17 protein-coding genes are annotated in these 17311 nt (G+C 38.9%); 3 read left to right on the top strand and 14 right to left on the bottom strand.

Translation table 11 applies throughout. The features are described 5' to 3' along the window. Positions 1–12 precede the first annotated feature (12 nt). Positions 13–2385, bottom strand: coding sequence for a 3-hydroxyacyl-CoA dehydrogenase/enoyl-CoA hydratase family protein (locus EJF36_RS17250; protein ID WP_125907484.1), 2373 nt, complete (start codon positions 2383–2385; stop codon positions 13–15). Between the two features lie 468 nt (positions 2386–2853). Here EJF36_RS17250 and EJF36_RS17255 point away from each other — a divergent pair, with 468 nt between their 5' ends. Next, entirely contained in the window at positions 2854–3009 is a 156-nt protein-coding gene (locus tag EJF36_RS17255; protein WP_125907485.1) for a YuzL family protein, read from the top strand. 86 nt (positions 3010–3095) lie between these two features. On the opposite strand, the gene EJF36_RS17260 is transcribed toward EJF36_RS17255, so the two are convergent. From EJF36_RS17260 to EJF36_RS17285, 6 genes are all read right to left on the bottom strand, one after another. Beyond that, entirely contained in the window at positions 3096–4013 is a 918-nt protein-coding gene (locus EJF36_RS17260) for a proline dehydrogenase family protein (RefSeq protein ID WP_125907486.1), read from the bottom strand. Positions 4014–4143: 130 nt separating this feature from the next. Beyond that, positions 4144–4377 (bottom strand): DUF2573 family protein, encoded by a 234-nt coding sequence (locus tag EJF36_RS17265; protein ID WP_125907487.1) that lies wholly within the window; start codon positions 4375–4377, stop codon positions 4144–4146. Next, positions 4377–5126: an IucA/IucC family C-terminal-domain containing protein gene (locus EJF36_RS17270; RefSeq protein ID WP_125908437.1), complete on the bottom strand. Its 750-nt coding sequence runs from the start codon at positions 5124–5126 to the stop codon at positions 4377–4379. The genes EJF36_RS17265 and EJF36_RS17270 overlap by 1 nt, the downstream gene beginning before the upstream one ends. Next, the gene (locus EJF36_RS17275; protein WP_125907488.1) at positions 5110–5931 is read right to left on the bottom strand and encodes an ABC transporter ATP-binding protein; all 822 of its coding nucleotides are present in this window, start codon (positions 5929–5931) and stop codon (positions 5110–5112) included. The genes EJF36_RS17270 and EJF36_RS17275 overlap by 17 nt, the downstream gene beginning before the upstream one ends. Positions 5932–5946: 15 nt before the next feature. Then, complete coding sequence (locus tag EJF36_RS17280) at positions 5947–6996, bottom strand: FecCD family ABC transporter permease (protein ID WP_125907489.1); 1050 nt, start codon at positions 6994–6996, stop codon at positions 5947–5949. Next, a complete protein-coding gene (locus EJF36_RS17285) occupies positions 6993–7994 on the bottom strand; it encodes a FecCD family ABC transporter permease (RefSeq protein WP_125907490.1) in 1002 nt (333 codons plus the stop codon). Before EJF36_RS17285 ends, EJF36_RS17280 begins: the two co-directional genes overlap by 4 nt. A 227-nt stretch (positions 7995–8221) precedes the next feature. Here EJF36_RS17285 and EJF36_RS17290 point away from each other — a divergent pair, with 227 nt between their 5' ends. Further along, positions 8222–9265 carry an ABC transporter substrate-binding protein gene (locus EJF36_RS17290; protein ID WP_125907491.1) on the top strand — a complete coding sequence of 348 codons (1044 nt, stop codon included), beginning with the start codon at positions 8222–8224 and terminating at the stop codon, positions 9263–9265. A gap of 46 nt (positions 9266–9311) precedes the next feature. Here the strand turns inward: EJF36_RS17290 and EJF36_RS17295 are convergent, their stop codons facing one another. The 7 genes from EJF36_RS17295 to EJF36_RS17325 form a co-directional block, all read right to left on the bottom strand. Continuing rightward, a complete protein-coding gene (locus tag EJF36_RS17295; protein ID WP_125907492.1) occupies positions 9312–10613 on the bottom strand; it encodes an MFS transporter in 1302 nt (433 codons plus the stop codon). A gap of 884 nt (positions 10614–11497) precedes the next feature. Next, complete coding sequence (locus tag EJF36_RS17300; RefSeq protein WP_125907493.1) at positions 11498–11866, bottom strand: DUF2680 domain-containing protein; 369 nt, start codon at positions 11864–11866, stop codon at positions 11498–11500. 149 nt (positions 11867–12015) lie between these two features. After that, positions 12016–13890 (bottom strand): PTS fructose transporter subunit IIABC, encoded by a 1875-nt coding sequence (locus EJF36_RS17305; protein ID WP_125907494.1) that lies wholly within the window; start codon positions 13888–13890, stop codon positions 12016–12018. A 16-nt stretch (positions 13891–13906) separates the two neighbouring features. Further along, on the bottom strand, positions 13907–14818 hold the full coding sequence (gene pfkB / locus EJF36_RS17310) for a 1-phosphofructokinase (protein ID WP_125907495.1): 912 nt from the start codon (positions 14816–14818) through the stop codon (positions 13907–13909). A 216-nt stretch (positions 14819–15034) separates the two neighbouring features. Beyond that, a complete protein-coding gene (gene wrbA, locus EJF36_RS17315) occupies positions 15035–15646 on the bottom strand; it encodes an NAD(P)H:quinone oxidoreductase (protein ID WP_125907496.1) in 612 nt (203 codons plus the stop codon). Between the two features lie 54 nt (positions 15647–15700). Continuing rightward, the gene (locus tag EJF36_RS17320) at positions 15701–16015 is read right to left on the bottom strand and encodes a DMT family transporter (RefSeq protein ID WP_125907497.1); all 315 of its coding nucleotides are present in this window, start codon (positions 16013–16015) and stop codon (positions 15701–15703) included. After that, on the bottom strand, positions 16012–16347 hold the full coding sequence (locus EJF36_RS17325) for a DMT family transporter (RefSeq protein ID WP_125907498.1): 336 nt from the start codon (positions 16345–16347) through the stop codon (positions 16012–16014). The genes EJF36_RS17320 and EJF36_RS17325 overlap by 4 nt, the downstream gene beginning before the upstream one ends. Positions 16348–16463: 116 nt before the next feature. Here EJF36_RS17325 and EJF36_RS17330 point away from each other — a divergent pair, with 116 nt between their 5' ends. After that, positions 16464–17297: a hypothetical protein gene (locus tag EJF36_RS17330; protein ID WP_125907499.1), complete on the top strand. Its 834-nt coding sequence runs from the start codon at positions 16464–16466 to the stop codon at positions 17295–17297. Positions 17298–17311 lie beyond the last annotated feature (14 nt).

Here is a 17311-nt window from a genome sequence, read left to right on the forward strand (position 1 = left end):
TCTTTTAATCTACTAGTTACGAAGTGGTTTACCTTTCACAAGCATATGTTGCATACGAGCTTGTGATTTTGGCTCTGCAACAAGACTTAAAAATGCTTCTCTTTCTAAATCTAGTAAATATTGTTCATCAACCTCTGTTCCGAATGGTACACGGCCACCTGCAAGAACAAACGCTAATTTCTCTGCAATTTTTAGATCGTGTTCACTAATAAAGCCTGATTTATGCATACCGTACGCACCGAGCTGAAGTGTGGCATAGCCAGTTTCGCCAACAACCGGTACTTTTTTACGAACAGGTGGCTGATAGCCTTGATTATGAAGATCAAGCGCGAATGACTTCGCATCATACAATAAATGATCTCCATTAAAGCTAACGCGGTCTTCAGCAGTTAAGAAGTTATTATCTCTTGCTTCATGTGCAGAGGTACCAACTTTTGCCATTGCTATCATTTCAAATACACGATTCGTAACCTTTTGCAAATCGTACTCTACACCATTAGGCATTTGGTTAAGATGGTTGATGTATAGTTCTTTGTTCCCGCCGCCACCTGGGATAAGACCAACACCAACCTCTACAAGTCCCATATACGTTTCACTAGATGCTTGCACAGCGCTTGCAGGTAAACAAATTTCCGCGCCACCACCTAATGTCATCGCAAACGGAGCTGCTACAACAGGGCGTGGACTATATTTAATGTTCATCATAGCTTGCTGGAATTGACGAACAACAAGGTCAATTTCAAAATAGTTGTCGTCTTGGGCTTCCATTAAAATCATGCCTAAGTTCGCACCAACACAGAAGTTCTTCCCCTGATTTCCGATTACAAGACCTTTATAATTTCGGTCCACTTCTTCGATGGCATAATTAATCATCTGAATGATATCAAGTCCGATCGCGTTGCTTTGAGAGTGGAATTCAAGTAATGCGATATCGTCACCCATATCTATTAAACTAGCACCTGAATTTTTCTTAATGACACCACTTGTTTCTTTCAAACTCTTAATGTTGATGCTCTTTTGATTAATAGTCTTTTCCTTGTATTCTTGGTTGTCAAAGTATGTGTTATCTACGTAGAAGGACGTTTTCCCTTCAGCAAGCATATTTGTAACCCACTCAGGAACAGTACGACCTTCTTGCTTCATTTTTTGAACAGCTTTTTCTACACCGATTGCATCCCAAAGCTCAAACGAACCCATTTCCCAACCAAAGCCCCACTTCATTGCTTCATCAATTGCCACGATGTCGTCAGCAATTTCACCAAGAAGCTCTGCTGAGTATAATAAAGTTGGTGCTGTAATATTCCATAATAGCTCTCCCGCACGGTCTTCTGCGTAAAGCAATGTTTTCAACTTGTTTCTAAGACCTTTCGCTTGCTTACTCATTTCTATAGAAGGAGCAGAAAGTTTTTTACGGGCCTCGTACTCCATATTCTCAGGATTTAGCTCTAAAATTTCCTTCCCTTTTTTAAGGAAGAATCCTTGGCCAGATTTGCTACCTAACCACCCTTTTTCAAGCATTTGCTTCATAAAGGCAGGTACTTCAAATACCTCTTTTTCTTCACCTTCCACTTTTTCATACACGTTATTAGCCACATGTACGAACGTATCAAGACCAACGACATCTAGCGTCCGGAATGTTGCACTTTTCGGTCTACCAATAAGAGGTCCTGTAATCGAGTCTACCTCTCCAACGGAATAGCCACCTTTCAGCATTTCACGAACAGTGACAAGTAAGCCGTACGTTCCAATACGGTTTGCTATAAAGTTAGGCGTATCCTTCGCTAGTACAACCCCCTTGCCTAGCACATCCTCCCCAAAGCTTTGCATAAAGCGAAGTACTTCTGGTGCAGTCTTTTCTGTCGGAATTACCTCTAACAGCTTTAAATAGCGTGGTGGATTAAAGAAATGTGTGCCAAGAAAATGTGCTTGAAAATCCTCTGAACGTCCTTCAGACATCGCTTCAATTGATATTCCAGATGTATTTGAACTAATAATACTACCTGGTTTACGATATTGATCGACTTGTGTGAACACCTTCTTTTTAATATCAAGATTTTCAACGACCACTTCAATAATCCAGTCACAATCTTGTAAACGACTCATATCGTCATCAAAGTTTCCGGCTTCAATCAATGCCATGTTTTGCTTTGATGTGAGTGGAGCGGGCTTTTGCTTAAGTAGCTTTTGTATTGACTGCGTACTTATGCGATTTCGCACCACCTTATCTTCTAGCGTAAGCCCTTTCATTTTTTCAGTGTCAGTGAGCTCTCTTGGCACAATGTCTAACAATAAAGTTGGAATTCCTAGGTTAGCAAGATGTGCCGCAATACCTGATCCCATTACTCCAGAGCCAAGGACAGCAGCTTTTCGAATTTGTTGGACCATTCCTTTGTTCTCCCCCTTTGAATCTTTTTGTAAGTATTTATACATCTGATGTATGCTTATGATGCTTGTTCTAATTTAATGCTTACTCTCTTTTGAATGAATACTCATTCATTTTATGAGCAAAAAAAATACTCCTACATCAGAATGAGCTATCTACTTTCAAATATAGACCATTTTTCAAATTTTCGCAATATATATACACTATGTTTTCCGTTTTAATCCATTATTATCCAGAACAAATCTTAAGCAAATAGCCTCATAGTAGTCGTGCCGTCTTATCTATCTTAAAGCAGAGAAATTACAGTTTTTAAAAAGTAATTAAAACGTGATTGGCCAATAAGTGTCGGGTACCCATTTACTAATGCAATATGTAAAAATGATGATTTACCCCTCTGTTTTAGAGATATTTAAAATCCCTCGTATCAGTTTGGGTAATTTGCTTATCCTATAAAAATGGAGGTGATGATGATGGCAAAACGTGCAAAACAACCGTCTAAAGCGTCTGTAAGTGCAGCGAGCATGAAAGGGAAAATGAATCCTCACGAGGTTGAGCATGCTGAAGGAAACAAACGCACTAGTCAAAATCAACAGTACAAGCAGCATAATATGCAAGGGTATCAGTAAATCGCAGGCGGTAACCACTTGAAACCTTTTACGAATATAAAAAATACAGGACTCGTTATATCCAACGAGTCCTGTTTTGTAATGACTTATTTTCTAAACATACTTTTAGCAATAAAGGCAACGTTTGCTGGGCGTTCAGCAAGTCGGCGCATAAAATATCCGTACCAATCTGTTCCATACGGCACATATACACGCATTGTGTATCCTGCCTTACTTAGCTCTTCCTGACGTTCCACTCGAATGCCGTATAACATTTGAAACTCAAACAAATTATTTGGAATGTTATTTTCTTTTACAAAATCAATTGTATAATCGATAATCGCATCGTCATGTGTAGCAATAGCTGTATAGTTGCCATTTAACAGATGCATCTTTATGATTTTTTTAAAATTGTCATCAACGTCTTTTTTCAATGGAAATGCGACATTAGCAGGTTCTTTGTAAGCTCCCTTTACAAGTCGTAAATTCGGCTTGTAGTCCTTCAAGTCTTCTATATCATCAGCTACGCGATATAAATAGGCTTGCAACACTGTCCCTACATTGTCATACTCACTCTTTAAGGTTTTAAAAATATCTAACGTTTTTTGACAGCGAGCAAAGTCTTCCATGTCAATCGTTACAAATACATTATTTTCTTTCGCAGCTTTAAGAATGCGGCGCATGTTTTTCATCACTACATCATCAGAAATATCTAACCCCATCGAGGTCATCTTCAAAGATAATTGCGAATCTAATTTTTCACGACCAATTGCTCGTATTGCTTCAATTGAGTTATCAGCCATGTAGTTAGCCTCTTCCTCGTTATCAACAAATTCCCCGAGATAATCAATGGTCACCTTTAAATTTCTGTCGTTTAAGTCTTTAATGACTTTTACTGCTTTCTCAATCGTTTCACCCGCGACAAAACGACCTGCTCCAAAGCGAAGACCATATTGTTTTGCTACCCGCGTCATTGATTTATTTTTTGATAAAAACAAGAAGAAATCACGCATCACTTGCTCCATAACCGAGCCTCCTTGTAACCGCATTCATAATAAATTAAAAGAAAATTAGCATTATAATAATATATAATACTATTTTAACATCTTTATGTGCAGTTGAATAGATTTTGTCGAACTATGGAGAATGATTTAATTATTCTTTGTTTCTATGCGCTTCATTCATTTGTTTGATTTCATGGAAAAGCCGCTTCATCTCTTCTTTTGTGTCTGGATACAGTTCATGCCAGTGCTTAACAAGTGGTGGCATTGATTTTGCAATGTGCGAGTAAAGGGCATATACTTCAAGCTTCTGTTTAAGCTCTTCTGTTGTATCGCCAACCATTAACTCTGTATACTTTTCCAACAAAGCATCTAATTTTTCATCCATTAAGATTCATCCTTTCTTGTGCATGTTATTGGGCATGTAATACATTGCCTTCCTTTATCATCGGATAAATACGATAAACAACAGGTCTTACGCACACGTACATATTGATCATACTGCGGCACTAACTTCTTCTCAGTATAATAGCGAGCTAACGGATTTTTACTATACTTTCCAAAGCATTCCGCTTGATCATCAGAAAGAATAAAAGAAAAATCGTCACGCAGCCTGTCTTTAATCTCATCTGGAAATGGCTGTTGCAAAAGATCATCGTATAACCAAAATATATACACAGCAACATTTTCCCATAATGTGTAAAGACGTAAATTCGTTGTCGCATGAAGTTGCTGCCACATGGGCGTCATGTGTTCCCTAAATAACGCCGTCAACATGTGCTTACGTTCCTCATCATGAAGGACTTTCCCTTTCATTTGTTTAAGCTGAAAAGACGGTATCCACATATTATCTCTTGTATGTTCTACAAGGTATACGTTATCTGTTGAAAGATTAAGAGATTTTCGGTACAAACTCATGCTTGCTAATCCAATTACAGCCAAAAAACTATATCGCTTTGAAAAGAGAGAGGCTGCCACCATCATATTAGCACTTCGTGTATTTTGTTTTAGTGATGAAAGATATTGAAATAGCGTTTCGTTATCCAAAAGCGAAAGAGCTGAGCGAGATAACGAATTTACTTCAGTTGTTAAGCGATATCCCGCTAATGTTTGCAGCTCTTTATCCGTTAGAAACATCTTTTTTTCTCCTATCTATAAAGCGACCTTTACTATAGGGAATACAAAGTGGCGATCCTGATAATGGATCTGGTATAACTTCGCAATCGAGCTGAAAAACGTCCTTGACGAGTTTGCTTGTTACAATTGTCTCTGGTCGTCCCTCTGCATATACGTTTTTATCTTTCACAGCCACAATATTATGTGCATATCGACACGCTAAATTTAAATCGTGTAGAACCATAACAATTGTGCGGCCTTCATTTTCATTTAATTCATATAATAAATCAAGAATTTCGATTTGATGTGTTAAATCCAAGTATGTTGTTGGCTCATCAAGCAATAGAAGGTCTGTATCTTGAGCAAGCGTCATGGCAATCCATGCCCGTTGACGCTGTCCACCCGAAAGAGAATCAACGTGACGATCCGCTAAGTCTGATAAACCAGTTGCTTCCAAAGCATTGCTCACAATTGCTTCATCCTCTTGCGTCCATTGCTTTAACCAGTTTTGATGTGGATAACGACCTTGTTTAACGAGCTGAAGTACAGATAATCCTTCTGGTGCGATAGGACCTTGAGGCAGAATAGCTAATTGCTTCGCAACATCCTTTGTTGACATTTTATGAATATTTTTGCCACTTAGTACAATTGAACCACTCTTCGGTTTTAGTAAACGAGCAAACGAACGAAGCAATGTAGACTTTCCACAGCCATTCGCACCGATAAATACAGTAATTTCACCTTTAGGAATCGTTATGTTTAGCGAGTCAATAATCGGTGTATCACCGTATGATAATGTTAATTTATTTGAATGTAATGCAGACATATTGGTCACTCCTCTTTATGCGTGTCGACCTTTAAACAATAAGTATATAAAATAGGGTGCCCCGATGGCGGCTGTAAACACACCGGCTGGCACTTCTAATGGAGAAAACATGGTTCTACCAATCAAATCAGCTAGCATTACAATTATTCCACCGACTAATGCTGACATTGGTAATAATGCTCCGAATGCCCCACCCACTAAACGTCTTGAGATGTGTGGTGCTACTAATCCAACAAACCCAATCGCTCCTACGAATGCAACCGCCACACCTGTTAAGGCAGTACTCAATATTAGTAGCCATAATCTTGTTTGTTGAACCCGAGATCCAACGCTTGTGGCAATATCGTCACCTAATTCTTGAATATTAATGCTACGTGCAGCTGCTATACTTAATATAGTTAATACAATCATTATTGGAGTAATTATTGAAACTTCATCCCAATTTGTACCATGAATTGTACCTGTAATCCAAATGTTAGCTTGCCCTGCTCTGTATATCGGAGCTAAAATAAGAAACATCGTAACAAACGCATGCATAAGGGCTGATATACCAATACCAACAAGTACTAAACGAATTGGTGAAACACCTTTACTCCAAGCTAAAATGTAAACTAAAAAAGCTGCAATAACCGCACCTATGAAAGCCGCTAATGGCAACCAAACGATAGAAACAGTAAGAGCATTGTTTTCGTTACTAAATAATGTTAAAAACGCTACCACTCCAACAGCAGCACCTTTTGATAATCCAATTATATCTGGTGATGCAAGAGGGTTTCTTATTATGCCTTGTAAAATAGCACCTGCCATTCCGAGACATGCCCCAGCAAGCAGCGCCATTAAAATACGTGGCAATCGAAACGACTTAACTACAAGAGCCTCCATTTTTGTACCGCCACCTAACAGCACATCAATAACATGCGCCGGCGGAATAAACATATCACCCATACCAACATTTAAAATAACGATTATGGCGGCAATAATAAACGTCAGTAACAAAATCCAAGCGGCTCTTTTATACACCATAAACGAAACAATATTTCTAAATCTCCAAGCTTTCGCATTCATCCGCGATGGAACCCCCTTCTAGCGATGTAAATAAAGAACGGTGTTCCGATAAAAGCTGTCATGACACCAACGGGAACTTCCTGTGGCATTATTATGTACCTTGCTGTTATATCAGCTAATAACAAAAGTACTCCTCCGAGAAGCCCTGAAAATGGTATGACCCAACGTAAATCCGTACCTACAATCGCGCGTGTAATATGGGGTACTATAATTCCAACAAAACCAATCGGCCCTGCGACTGCGACTGCTCCACCAGCTAGTAAAATAACTGTGACACCCGCTATTATTTTTACAAGCCAAGTCTTTTGACCAAGTCCTTTGGCAACATCTTCTCCTAACGCTAAAATGTTAAGCGAATTTGCTAAAAAATGTGACATCATCCAAGCGATCGTTAAATAGGGAAGTACACCAATTAACGTCTCCAATTTTCGACCTTGTATAGAACCAGCTAACCAGAATAGAACAGACTCCAACGCTGCTTCATCAATAACCAGCAATCCTTGTGTTAAGGATGAAAGAAGTGCTGCCATAGCTGCACCGGCTAAAGTTAACTTCATTGGTGTTAAGCCTTCTCGACCAACTGATCCTAAAAAATAAACTAAAATCGCCGCAAACGCTGCTCCTGCGAATCCAAACCAAGTTAATATTTGCATAGAAGACACGCCGAGAACAGACACGGCAAATACAATCAAAAAGCTTGCTCCACCATTAATACCAAGAATAGTTGGTGATGCAAGAGGATTATTCGTTAAAGATTGCATGATAGTCCCAGCTATTCCTAAGCTAATGCCAACAGCGGCAGCAATTAGAGCTCGAGGCACACGGATTGATTGCAGTATGATATGTTCATTTGATCCATCATAAGCGACAAATGATTGATATGCCGAATACCAAGATGTATTTGTATATCCATACACAATACTGAGGCACATAAATATCAACAATAGTATTAACATTAATATTAGCCCCAGCCATTTTTGTTTTACTTCATATAACATATGTGTTTGCTCCTTAAATACAAGGCTACGATTATTTTCTATAAAATGACGTACAATATGAAAAGCTTCTGTTTAAAAGTCTATTTTACCTAAGTTTATTTGTCAACGACTTTGATAATCATTATCATTTATTTGTTGACAACTGCTGTTTTGTCATATACAATTTACTTTGGATGTGAATGAAAATCATTATCAATTACATAGTACTAACAGGAGGAATAACACATATGACATTACGTAAATTTTTATTACCACTATTACTAGTCTTCTCTTTCACGCTATTTTTAACAGCATGTGGTGAGGCAAACGAACAATCTGTTGATGAAGGCACTAACACTGCTGAAACAGACCAACAAGAGGGTACTGTTGATGAAGGTACAAACAACGCTGAAGAAAGTGCTGACAAAGGCACCGCTGCTGGAGAGAACACTCCTTATACAGTTGAGCATGCGATGGGCACAGAAACAATCGAAAAAACACCTGAACGCGTAGTAATATTAACAAACGAAGGAACTGAAGCATTACTAGCATTAGGCTTAACACCTGTAGGTGCTGTAGAATCTTGGTTAGGTGATCCGTGGTATGAGCACATATCTGAAGATATGGCGGATGTGCAAGTAGTCGGGACGGAGAGCGCAGTAAACTTAGAGGCTATTGCTGAATTAGCTCCAGATTTAATTATCGGGAACAAAATGCGCCAAGAAGAAATTTATCCACAATTAGCTGCGATAGCTCCAACTGTTTTCGCTGAAACATTACGTGGTGAATGGCAAAATAACTTCCAATTGTATGCAAAAGCAGTAAACCGTGACGAACAAGGACAACAAGTATTGAATGAGTATAATGATCGTATTGCTTCTCTAAAAGAACAACTAGGTGATCAACTTTCGAAAGAGATTTCAATGGTTAGATTCATGGCAAGTGATGTACGTATTTATCATAAAGATTCGTTCTCAGGTATTATTTTAGACCAACTTGGATTCGCACGTCCTGGTGATCAAAATAATAATGACTTTGCCGAAAAAGGTGTAACAAAAGAGCGTATTCCTGCGATGGATGGCGATGTTTTATTCTACTTTACGTATGAACCTGGTGATGGAGAAGCCACAACTGTCGAGGAAGAATGGATAAATGACCCACTGTTCCAAAACTTAGAGGCAGTAAAAGCTGGCAACGTATATAAAGTCGATGATGCTATTTGGAACACAGCTGGTGGTGTAATCGCTGCTAACCTAATGTTAGATGATATTGAAGAATACTTTTTAAAATAAATAATATCGGTAACATATAGTAAGGAAAAAAGCAGCACAGCTTATTTTAAGCCGTGTTGCTTTTTTGTTTTATCGGCGGAGGTGAAACGAAGGCCGCTATGGCGCCAAGAAATGGCAAGATAATCATAAGTAGGAGAATCTCATTATATTGACCAAACAAATCATAGGCTATACCGAACGGTAATGGGCCAAACGCTGAACCAATAACCATACCAGTCATAGCAATTCCTTTTATACTTCCGATATGCTTACGCCCAAAATAATTAGGCCACACAATATTCATAGCAATTCGTTCTATTCCACCAACCATCCCCCAAATGACACCATATAAAATGGCACCTAAAGCAGTTGAAACGTTTAATAAAATGAGTAAAGCTCCTACATTCCCTAAAAACGTGACTGTTAATAAATGGTTGACTTTAATACGTTCAACTAAAAAGCCGGATATGAATGTAAACGGAAACCCAATAAAAGCCATAATACTTAGTACTAAAGCTGCCATTGCCTTTTCAACATTTGCTTCTGCGAAAATTGTAACTAAGTGAAATGTTACACCTGTATTAACTAATGCAGGAATAATTGAACAAAATAATATGAGCCAAAAAGCACGTGTACGCCTTGCCTCCTGTAACGTCCAGTTTGTTTCTAATTCAACGATATCTTCCTTTTTTGTTCCCTTTTCTACTTGGCGTCCATCTGGCAACAAGCCTATATCTTCAGGCTTATTTCGAATGAAAATTGCCGCTATAGGTACAAATACAACGGCTAAAGCAACAGCCCAGACTTGCCAAGCCACACGCCAATTAAAGGTTTCAATTAGAAAAACGTTCATTAACGGAAACAACGCTGAACTTAAAAACCCTCCGACAGCCATAATGCTTAAAGCTCTTCCTCGTTTAGCGATAAACCACTGTGGCACAAGGGTGTTAGGAAGCAACGTCATAGACCCTTGCCCGAACAAGCGAAGAAAGAAAAAACCGATAAATAACATAACCGTATTAGCCACAATACTATTCCAAAAGCATGCTAAAGCTAGCATACTTCCTACTACCACAGCCATTCTTCTTTGCCCAAAGCGATCAACACTTCGACCAACTATAAATAGTAGCAACCCCGCTAATAATGTGGCCGCTGAGTAAATCCCAGACACTAACGAGCTACTCCAACCAAACTCCTTCATTATCGACTCTATAAATATAGAAATGGAATAAGTTTGACCAGGGCCAGAGAAAAAAACACCGAGAGCCGCAATTATCGTCACAATCCAACCATAAAATAATTTAGGTTGTGGCTGCTGTTGTGGTTGTGAATGCTGTGATTGTTCTAAGATTTGCTGTTGATTACTCATGTTCCACCTTCTTTCGTGCTCCTAAATATATATGTTACATGAATGGTGAAAATATTGAAATAGTTATTATTTATGTAAGAGGTGTCACAGCTTAGAGGCTTGATCTAGTTTTTATGTTAGTCGTAATTTGTGGGGATCCTTGTCACTCTGAAGTGTGAATGTGCATTTCTTTTGCGCGGGCTCACACTTCTTTTTCGGGAACATGCGTTTTCGACACACCAACGTGTATTTCTCCTGCGCCAGTCCCCTCCTTTTTCGCGAACGTGCATTTTCGACTCGTGAACGTGCATTCTCGACATGCGAACATGCATTTTCGACACACCAACGTGCATTTCTCCTGCGCCAGCCCCCTCCTTTTTCGGGAACATGCATTTTCGACATGGGAACGTGCATTCTCGACATGCGCACATGCATTTTCGACACACCAACGTGCATTTCTCCTGCGCCAGCCCCCTCCTTTTTCGGGAACGTGCATTTTCGACATGTGAACGTGCATTCTCGACATGCGAACATGCATTTTCGACACACCAACGTGCATTTCTCCTGCGCCAGCCCCCTCCTTTTTCGGGAACATGCATTTCCGACATGCGAACATGCATTCTCGACATGCGAACATGCATTTTCGACACACCAACGTGCATTTCTCCTGCGCCAGCCCCCTCCTTTTTCGGGAACGTGCATTCTCGACATGCGAACATGCATTTTCGACACACCAACGTGCATTCTTCTTACTTCCCTCTTTTTACTTGCACTTGGTAGATTACTGAACTGATGAACATCCCATGACAAATTACTTGACTGATAAAAATAACTCATCAGAAAAATAACACCGTTACTCAGTAACGGTGTTACACCTTCTTCATATTCCACTTTATTACTTTTAATTAGTTTGCATTCGGCGATTGCTGTTGGTCTGGCTCACGCATTTGATCTCGTTTTTTCTTATCGTAATTTCTCTTTGGTAGAAAACGATTTTCTTTCATTTTTTCATAATGCTTCTCTAAATACTCTAGCTTCTTTTCTGCTTGGTCTTCAGATAGCACACCATACTCCACATATTTTTTAATAATTGCTTCATGCTGCTTAAACATTTTCTTATACAGCTTATCAAGCTTTTTCACTTGCTTGTCCGTAAGTTCAATCGCTTGCTCTTGTTGCACATCATTCATTGGTTCTTCTGCACTTACTGGCATGTTCCAAAAGACACTTAATCCTAATACAAACGCAAAAGCCGTTAACATCAGTTTATTCACTAGTGAATAGCTCCCTTCATTTCATAATTTCAAGTTGTAGTATCTACCTCAAAATGAGAATTATTCCAAGAAGTTCACGAGAAATTTCCCTGTCCATACACACATATATATATATAAAACGAGGCACCGGCCTCGTTTTTCCAAAAATCTTATTCTTCTACATTTTTCTTTAACAATCCAACTAATAATGCTGTTACTGCAGCACCGATTAGTATTGCTACTAAATACATAAACGGATTTCCTTCTACTAACGGTATAACAAACAATCCACCATGCGGTGCAGGAAGGCCTATACCAAACACCATAGACAACGCACCTGCCACAGCTGAACCAATGATAATAGACGGAATAACACGACCTGGGTCTGCTGCTGCAAATGGAATTGCACCCTCTGTAATAAATGAAGCACCCATAATGTAATTTGTTTTACCTGCATCGCGCTCAGCTTTTGTAAATTTACGACCAAAGAACGTAGTTGCTAATGCTAACCCTAGTGGTGGCACCATTCCACCTGCCATAATCGCAGCATGTGGTGCAAGATTACCTGCATCAATCATAGCAATACCGAATGTAAATGCTGCTTTGTTAATAGGACCACCCATGTCAACTGCCATCATACCACCTAAAATAAGTCCAAGTAATACTAAGTTTCCTGTTCCTAGTCCTTCAAGCCAAAGTGTTAATGCACCATTTAACGCTGATACCGGCTCATTTACGACAAACAGCATAATCAGGCCTGTTAATAAAATACCGAAAACTGGATACAATAACACTGGCTTAATACCTTCAAGTGACTCTGGTAAACCTGCGAAAGCTTTCTTTAATCCGACCACCATATATCCTGCTAAAAATCCAGCAATCAATCCGCCAAGGAAACCTGCATTTCCGTTCGCTGCTAAAAATCCACCGATCATACCTGGTGCAAATCCCGGTCTATCCGCAATACTTGAGGCAATAAAACCTGCTAACACTGGAATCATTAAACCAAAGGCACCTGAGCCACCACCAATTGTCATTAGTGCTTCTGCTATTGGATGGTAAGAAGGATCATTCGGATCAAATGCTTTAATACCAAAAATAAAGGAGATAGCAATTAAAATACCGCCACCAACAACGAATGGTAACATGTTAGATACACCATTCATTAAATGCTTGTAGAAGCCCGAACGTTCACGAACACCGCTACCGGTCGCTTTGCTACCGCCGCCTTTAGCTTCATAAACTGGTGCATCCTTTTTCAAAGCTTTTTCAATTAATTCCTTCGGTCTACGGATACCGTCTGCTACTGGCACAATAATCACATGCTTGCCAGCGAAGCGATCCATTTCCACATGTTTATCAGCTGCCACGATAATTGCCGTTGCTGACTCAATATCTGCAGCCGTTAGCTCATTTTTCACTCCACCTGAGCCGTTAGTTTCTACCTTTATCTCAACACCCATTTCATTTGCTTTTGCTTTTAACGCATCGGCAGCCATAAATGTATGAGCTATCCCTGTCGGACATGCTGTTACAGCAAGAATTTTTGCCCCATCATTTGCCTTTTTAGGACCTTCCTCCTGAAGCTCTTCTGCTTCTTTATCATTTATAGCCTGCAACACCTCATTAGTAGTTTGAGCTGCCTCAAGTTTTTGACGGAATTTACTATCCATTAAATATCTTGATAATCTTGCAAGTGTTTCTAGGTGGGCGTTGTTCGCCCCTTCACTAGCTGCAATCATAAAAAACAAATGACTTGGTTGTCCGTCTAGTGAGTCAAAATTCACGCCGGCTTTAGATCGGGCAAAGGCGATAGACGGTGTTTTTACCGCACTAGTTTTCGCATGGGGAATAGCAATCCCTTCTCCAATCCCTGTAGTACTTTGTGCTTCGCGAGCCAAAATAGCTTTTTTAAAGGCTTGACGATCTGCCAGTCTACCTGCATCATGTAGCTTATCTACTAGCATATCTATTGCTTGATCTTTGCTATTTGCTTGAAAATCAAGAATGATAGTATCAGCTTTTAATAAATCTGTAATTCTCATCTTTGTCAGTCACTCCTCATATTGTGTGTATTTGTATTTGGCTTTTTAATTCTTCTACTTGCTGCTTTGAACATAAATCATCTGAGAAGGCTGTTGCACTTCCCGCTGCCACACCACTAACAAAAGCTTCTTTAATATCATTGGTTTGCTTGAAACCAGCGATGAATCCAGCTACGACAGAGTCTCCAGCACCTACTGAATTTTTCAAGACACCTTTAGGTGCTTCAGCAAAAAGCGCTATATCTTTAGCTACTAACACCGCTCCTTTGCCTCCCATAGATACTATGACATGCTGTGGTCCCATAAGGAGTAGCTTTTTACCATAATGGACAGCTTGCTCAACAGTATCTACCTTTGCACTAAAAAGCTCTCCGAGTTCGTGATGATTTGGTTTGACTAAAAATGGTTCATACTGCAGCGCTTTCATAAAGGATTGTCCTGAGCTATCAAGTACATAATCAACACCATGATCCTGACAATGCTTAGCAGCTTCCATATAAAACTCAGTACCTAACGAAGAAGGAATACTGCCGGATAAGACTAGTATGTCTCCCTGTTGTAAAGCATCTATTTGCTTTAGCAAACTAGCTTTATGTTCCGATGTTATTTGAGGCCCTTCTCCGTTAATCTCCGTTTCAAAAGCGGATTTAAGCTTCACATTGATTCGAGTATTATCTTCTATTGCGATAAAGTCTGAGTTAATTCCCTCTTTAGTTAACGTATTTTTAATAAAATCGCCCGTAAAACCACCGAGAAAACCTAGCGCTGTATTTTCAACTGTTAGACGCTGTAAGACTCGTGATACATTAATGCCTTTACCTCCAGCATAGAAGCTCGTATCACCTGTACGGTTTAGATGTCCTTCCTTGAAATCCTGAACTCGAACTACATAATCAACGGAAGGATTGAGTGTAAGTGTATAAATCAAATATGTCACAACCTTTATAGCTGTTTTTTTTATATTGTGCACTTTCTTTATAAATCCCATTTTAAAGTAAGCACTTACAAAAATCAATCAAATTCTTTCAAAAAAAATCATAATAAATCATACCATTCAAGATAACGGTCGAATATAAGCATAAAAAAGCAGGCCATCCTGCTTTTAATCAATAGGATTAGCCTGCTTTTAATTATATGTATAGCGTTAAGATAAACCATTTTTTATTGCATCAGCGATAGTAACCGTCCGTGTAGCCTGATGCTTAACTGCTTGTTCAACATCCTCCACCATCTTACCATCTTGACCGATTGTGACCGATGTGCCATAAGGATTTCCACCTGAAGTAAAGGCACTTTGATCTGTATAACCTGGCGCTGCAATAATAGCACCCCAATGGTACATAGATGTGTAAAGCTGTAGGATTGTTTGTTCTTGACCACCATGGGCATTAGCAGCTGACGTCATCGCACTGACAACCTTATTAGCTAGCTTTCCTTCAAACCATAGCCCACCTGTTGTATCAATAAATTGCTTAAACTGTGAAGGGACATTTCCATAACGAGTTGGTATGCTAAATATAAACGCATCTGCCCAAACTAGATCATCTAAACTTACCTCTGGTACATTTTTTACGCTATCAACATGCTTTCTCCATGCAGGATTCGTATCAATAGCGCTGTCAGGTGCCGTTTCCGGAACACGCAGCACCTTGACCTCAGCACCACTCTGCTTGGCTGCATCTTCTGCCCATTTTGCAAGCTGGTAATTTGTTCCTGTTGAACTGTAAAATATGATTGCTAATTTCACGTCACTCAAACATGTACCTCCTTTGTCTAATATCATGGATATTATTAACAAAGGAGTATTGAACTATTCAATCAGTTTGAGGCCGATAACTGAAACTAAAATAAGAGTAATACATAACAATCTAATCCAATTTTTTGATTCTCCATAAAATAACATGCCAACAACAGCACTTCCTACTGTACCAATGCCTGTCCACACGGCATAGGCTGTTCCCATATCAATCTCCTGCATTGCCTCTGACAGTAGTAAAAAGCTGAGCCCAAAGCCACCTATCATAATTGCATATGATAACAACGACTGTTTTTGATTAATGCGAGCAATCCCAATAACACCAACAACTTCAAAACACCCTGCTATAATTAACATGGCCCACGTCATGCATGCTCACCTTCCTTTTCAGGTGTTACTACTTTCAAGCCAATAATACCGATGAGCATAATTATAATTAAGATCACCTTGCTCCATTTAAAAGGAACTCCAAACCATATCATTTCACTAATAACTGAGCCCACTGTACCTAATCCAACAAACACAGCATACACCGTACTTGTAGGTAACACTTTACTAGAATATATGAGGGCTGCAAAACTAACAGCTATCGCAATACTTGTTCCTATCATATCCAATACACTGTCTCCATACTTTAAACCAATGACCCAAAGTACTTCAAAAAGAGCCGCACTAAATACTAATACCCATTGTTTATTCATCACCGTTGTTCTCCCTGTCTAAGCAATCCCTAAGTTCTGCTTATATCAATAAATAATTTTTCTCATTTTAACAAATAATACAGCATATGTCTCATTATAGTAATGGTGGTTAATCTATGAAGAAAAAAGGATTTATAAATAAAAAATCTATACCCTTCGTCATTTTAGCAGCAACTCATTTCTTATTACTCTTTCTCACTATGAAGGAAAGAAGAAAAAAGTATAAATGGACTTTGCTCATGACTAATATCGGACTAGCCTATTTATTTGAATATGTTGTATTAAATATTTTCAAAGCATACACATACAAGCCCTCTATATTAAAAATACGAGCATTTGATAATATTTTAGGATCAGTGTTATCTCAGGCTTTATTTGTGCCCATTACGTCAACTTATTTAACTATAACTCATAAAAATCCCGCTTGGAAATTTGTATTTGCATCACTGTATTTTTTTATAGAGAAATTATTTATAATATTACACTTGTATAAAGTACATTGGTGGAGACCAACCTACACATTTATTCTTATGCTTTGTTATTTTCAATTAAGTGATGTCCTTTACAAAGCGGTAAAGGACAGAAAGCGGTGGGTTCTAAAGGTTGCTCATTATTTATCTATTGAGGTTGTCGGTGTTACTTTGCTCTTTATAACAGCGGTGAGACGAAAAATCCGCTTTGGACTAGGACGATTCCATTCTTGGCGTGAACACTTTATAATTGCACCACTATACACTTTATTTCTTTCGTTCCTCAGCGTAGTACTCTCTTCAAGACCGGGGTACATGAATCGTTTATTATTGTTATGTAGCAGCATCTGTACTGACTTATTATTAATCTCATCAGGAGTATTAAAAATCAACTTTAAACAAGCGCTTAAGAATATTCCCTATCACTTGTTTATGGTTTTTATTTCAAGACTCTTCTACATTCAGATCAACAAAAAATAACAGACCAAACACGG

Source organism: Bacillus sp. HMF5848, from assembly GCF_003944835.1.
Taxonomy (GTDB): Bacteria; Bacillota; Bacilli; order Bacillales; family HMF5848; genus HMF5848.

Coding starts and splice junctions, on each gene's coding strand:
- EJF36_RS17250 (WP_125907484.1), bottom strand. CDS start 2,385: ATGGTCCAACAAATTCGAAAAGCTGCTGTCCTTGGCTCTGGAGTAATG.
- EJF36_RS17255 (WP_125907485.1), top strand. CDS start 2,854: ATGGCAAAACGTGCAAAACAACCGTCTAAAGCGTCTGTAAGTGCAGCG.
- EJF36_RS17260 (WP_125907486.1), bottom strand. CDS start 4,013: ATGGAGCAAGTGATGCGTGATTTCTTCTTGTTTTTATCAAAAAATAAA.
- EJF36_RS17265 (WP_125907487.1), bottom strand. CDS start 4,377: ATGGATGAAAAATTAGATGCTTTGTTGGAAAAGTATACAGAGTTAATG.
- EJF36_RS17270 (WP_125908437.1), bottom strand. CDS start 5,126: ATGTTTCTAACGGATAAAGAGCTGCAAACATTAGCGGGATATCGCTTA.
- EJF36_RS17275 (WP_125907488.1), bottom strand. CDS start 5,931: ATGTCTGCATTACATTCAAATAAATTAACATTATCATACGGTGATACA.
- EJF36_RS17280 (WP_125907489.1), bottom strand. CDS start 6,996: ATGAATGCGAAAGCTTGGAGATTTAGAAATATTGTTTCGTTTATGGTG.
- EJF36_RS17285 (WP_125907490.1), bottom strand. CDS start 7,994: ATGTTATATGAAGTAAAACAAAAATGGCTGGGGCTAATATTAATGTTA.
- EJF36_RS17290 (WP_125907491.1), top strand. CDS start 8,222: ATGACATTACGTAAATTTTTATTACCACTATTACTAGTCTTCTCTTTC.
- EJF36_RS17295 (WP_125907492.1), bottom strand. CDS start 10,613: ATGAGTAATCAACAGCAAATCTTAGAACAATCACAGCATTCACAACCA.
- EJF36_RS17305 (WP_125907494.1), bottom strand. CDS start 13,890: ATGAGAATTACAGATTTATTAAAAGCTGATACTATCATTCTTGATTTT.
- EJF36_RS17320 (WP_125907497.1), bottom strand. CDS start 16,015: ATGACGTGGGCCATGTTAATTATAGCAGGGTGTTTTGAAGTTGTTGGT.
- EJF36_RS17325 (WP_125907498.1), bottom strand. CDS start 16,347: ATGAATAAACAATGGGTATTAGTATTTAGTGCGGCTCTTTTTGAAGTA.
- EJF36_RS17330 (WP_125907499.1), top strand. CDS start 16,464: ATGAAGAAAAAAGGATTTATAAATAAAAAATCTATACCCTTCGTCATT.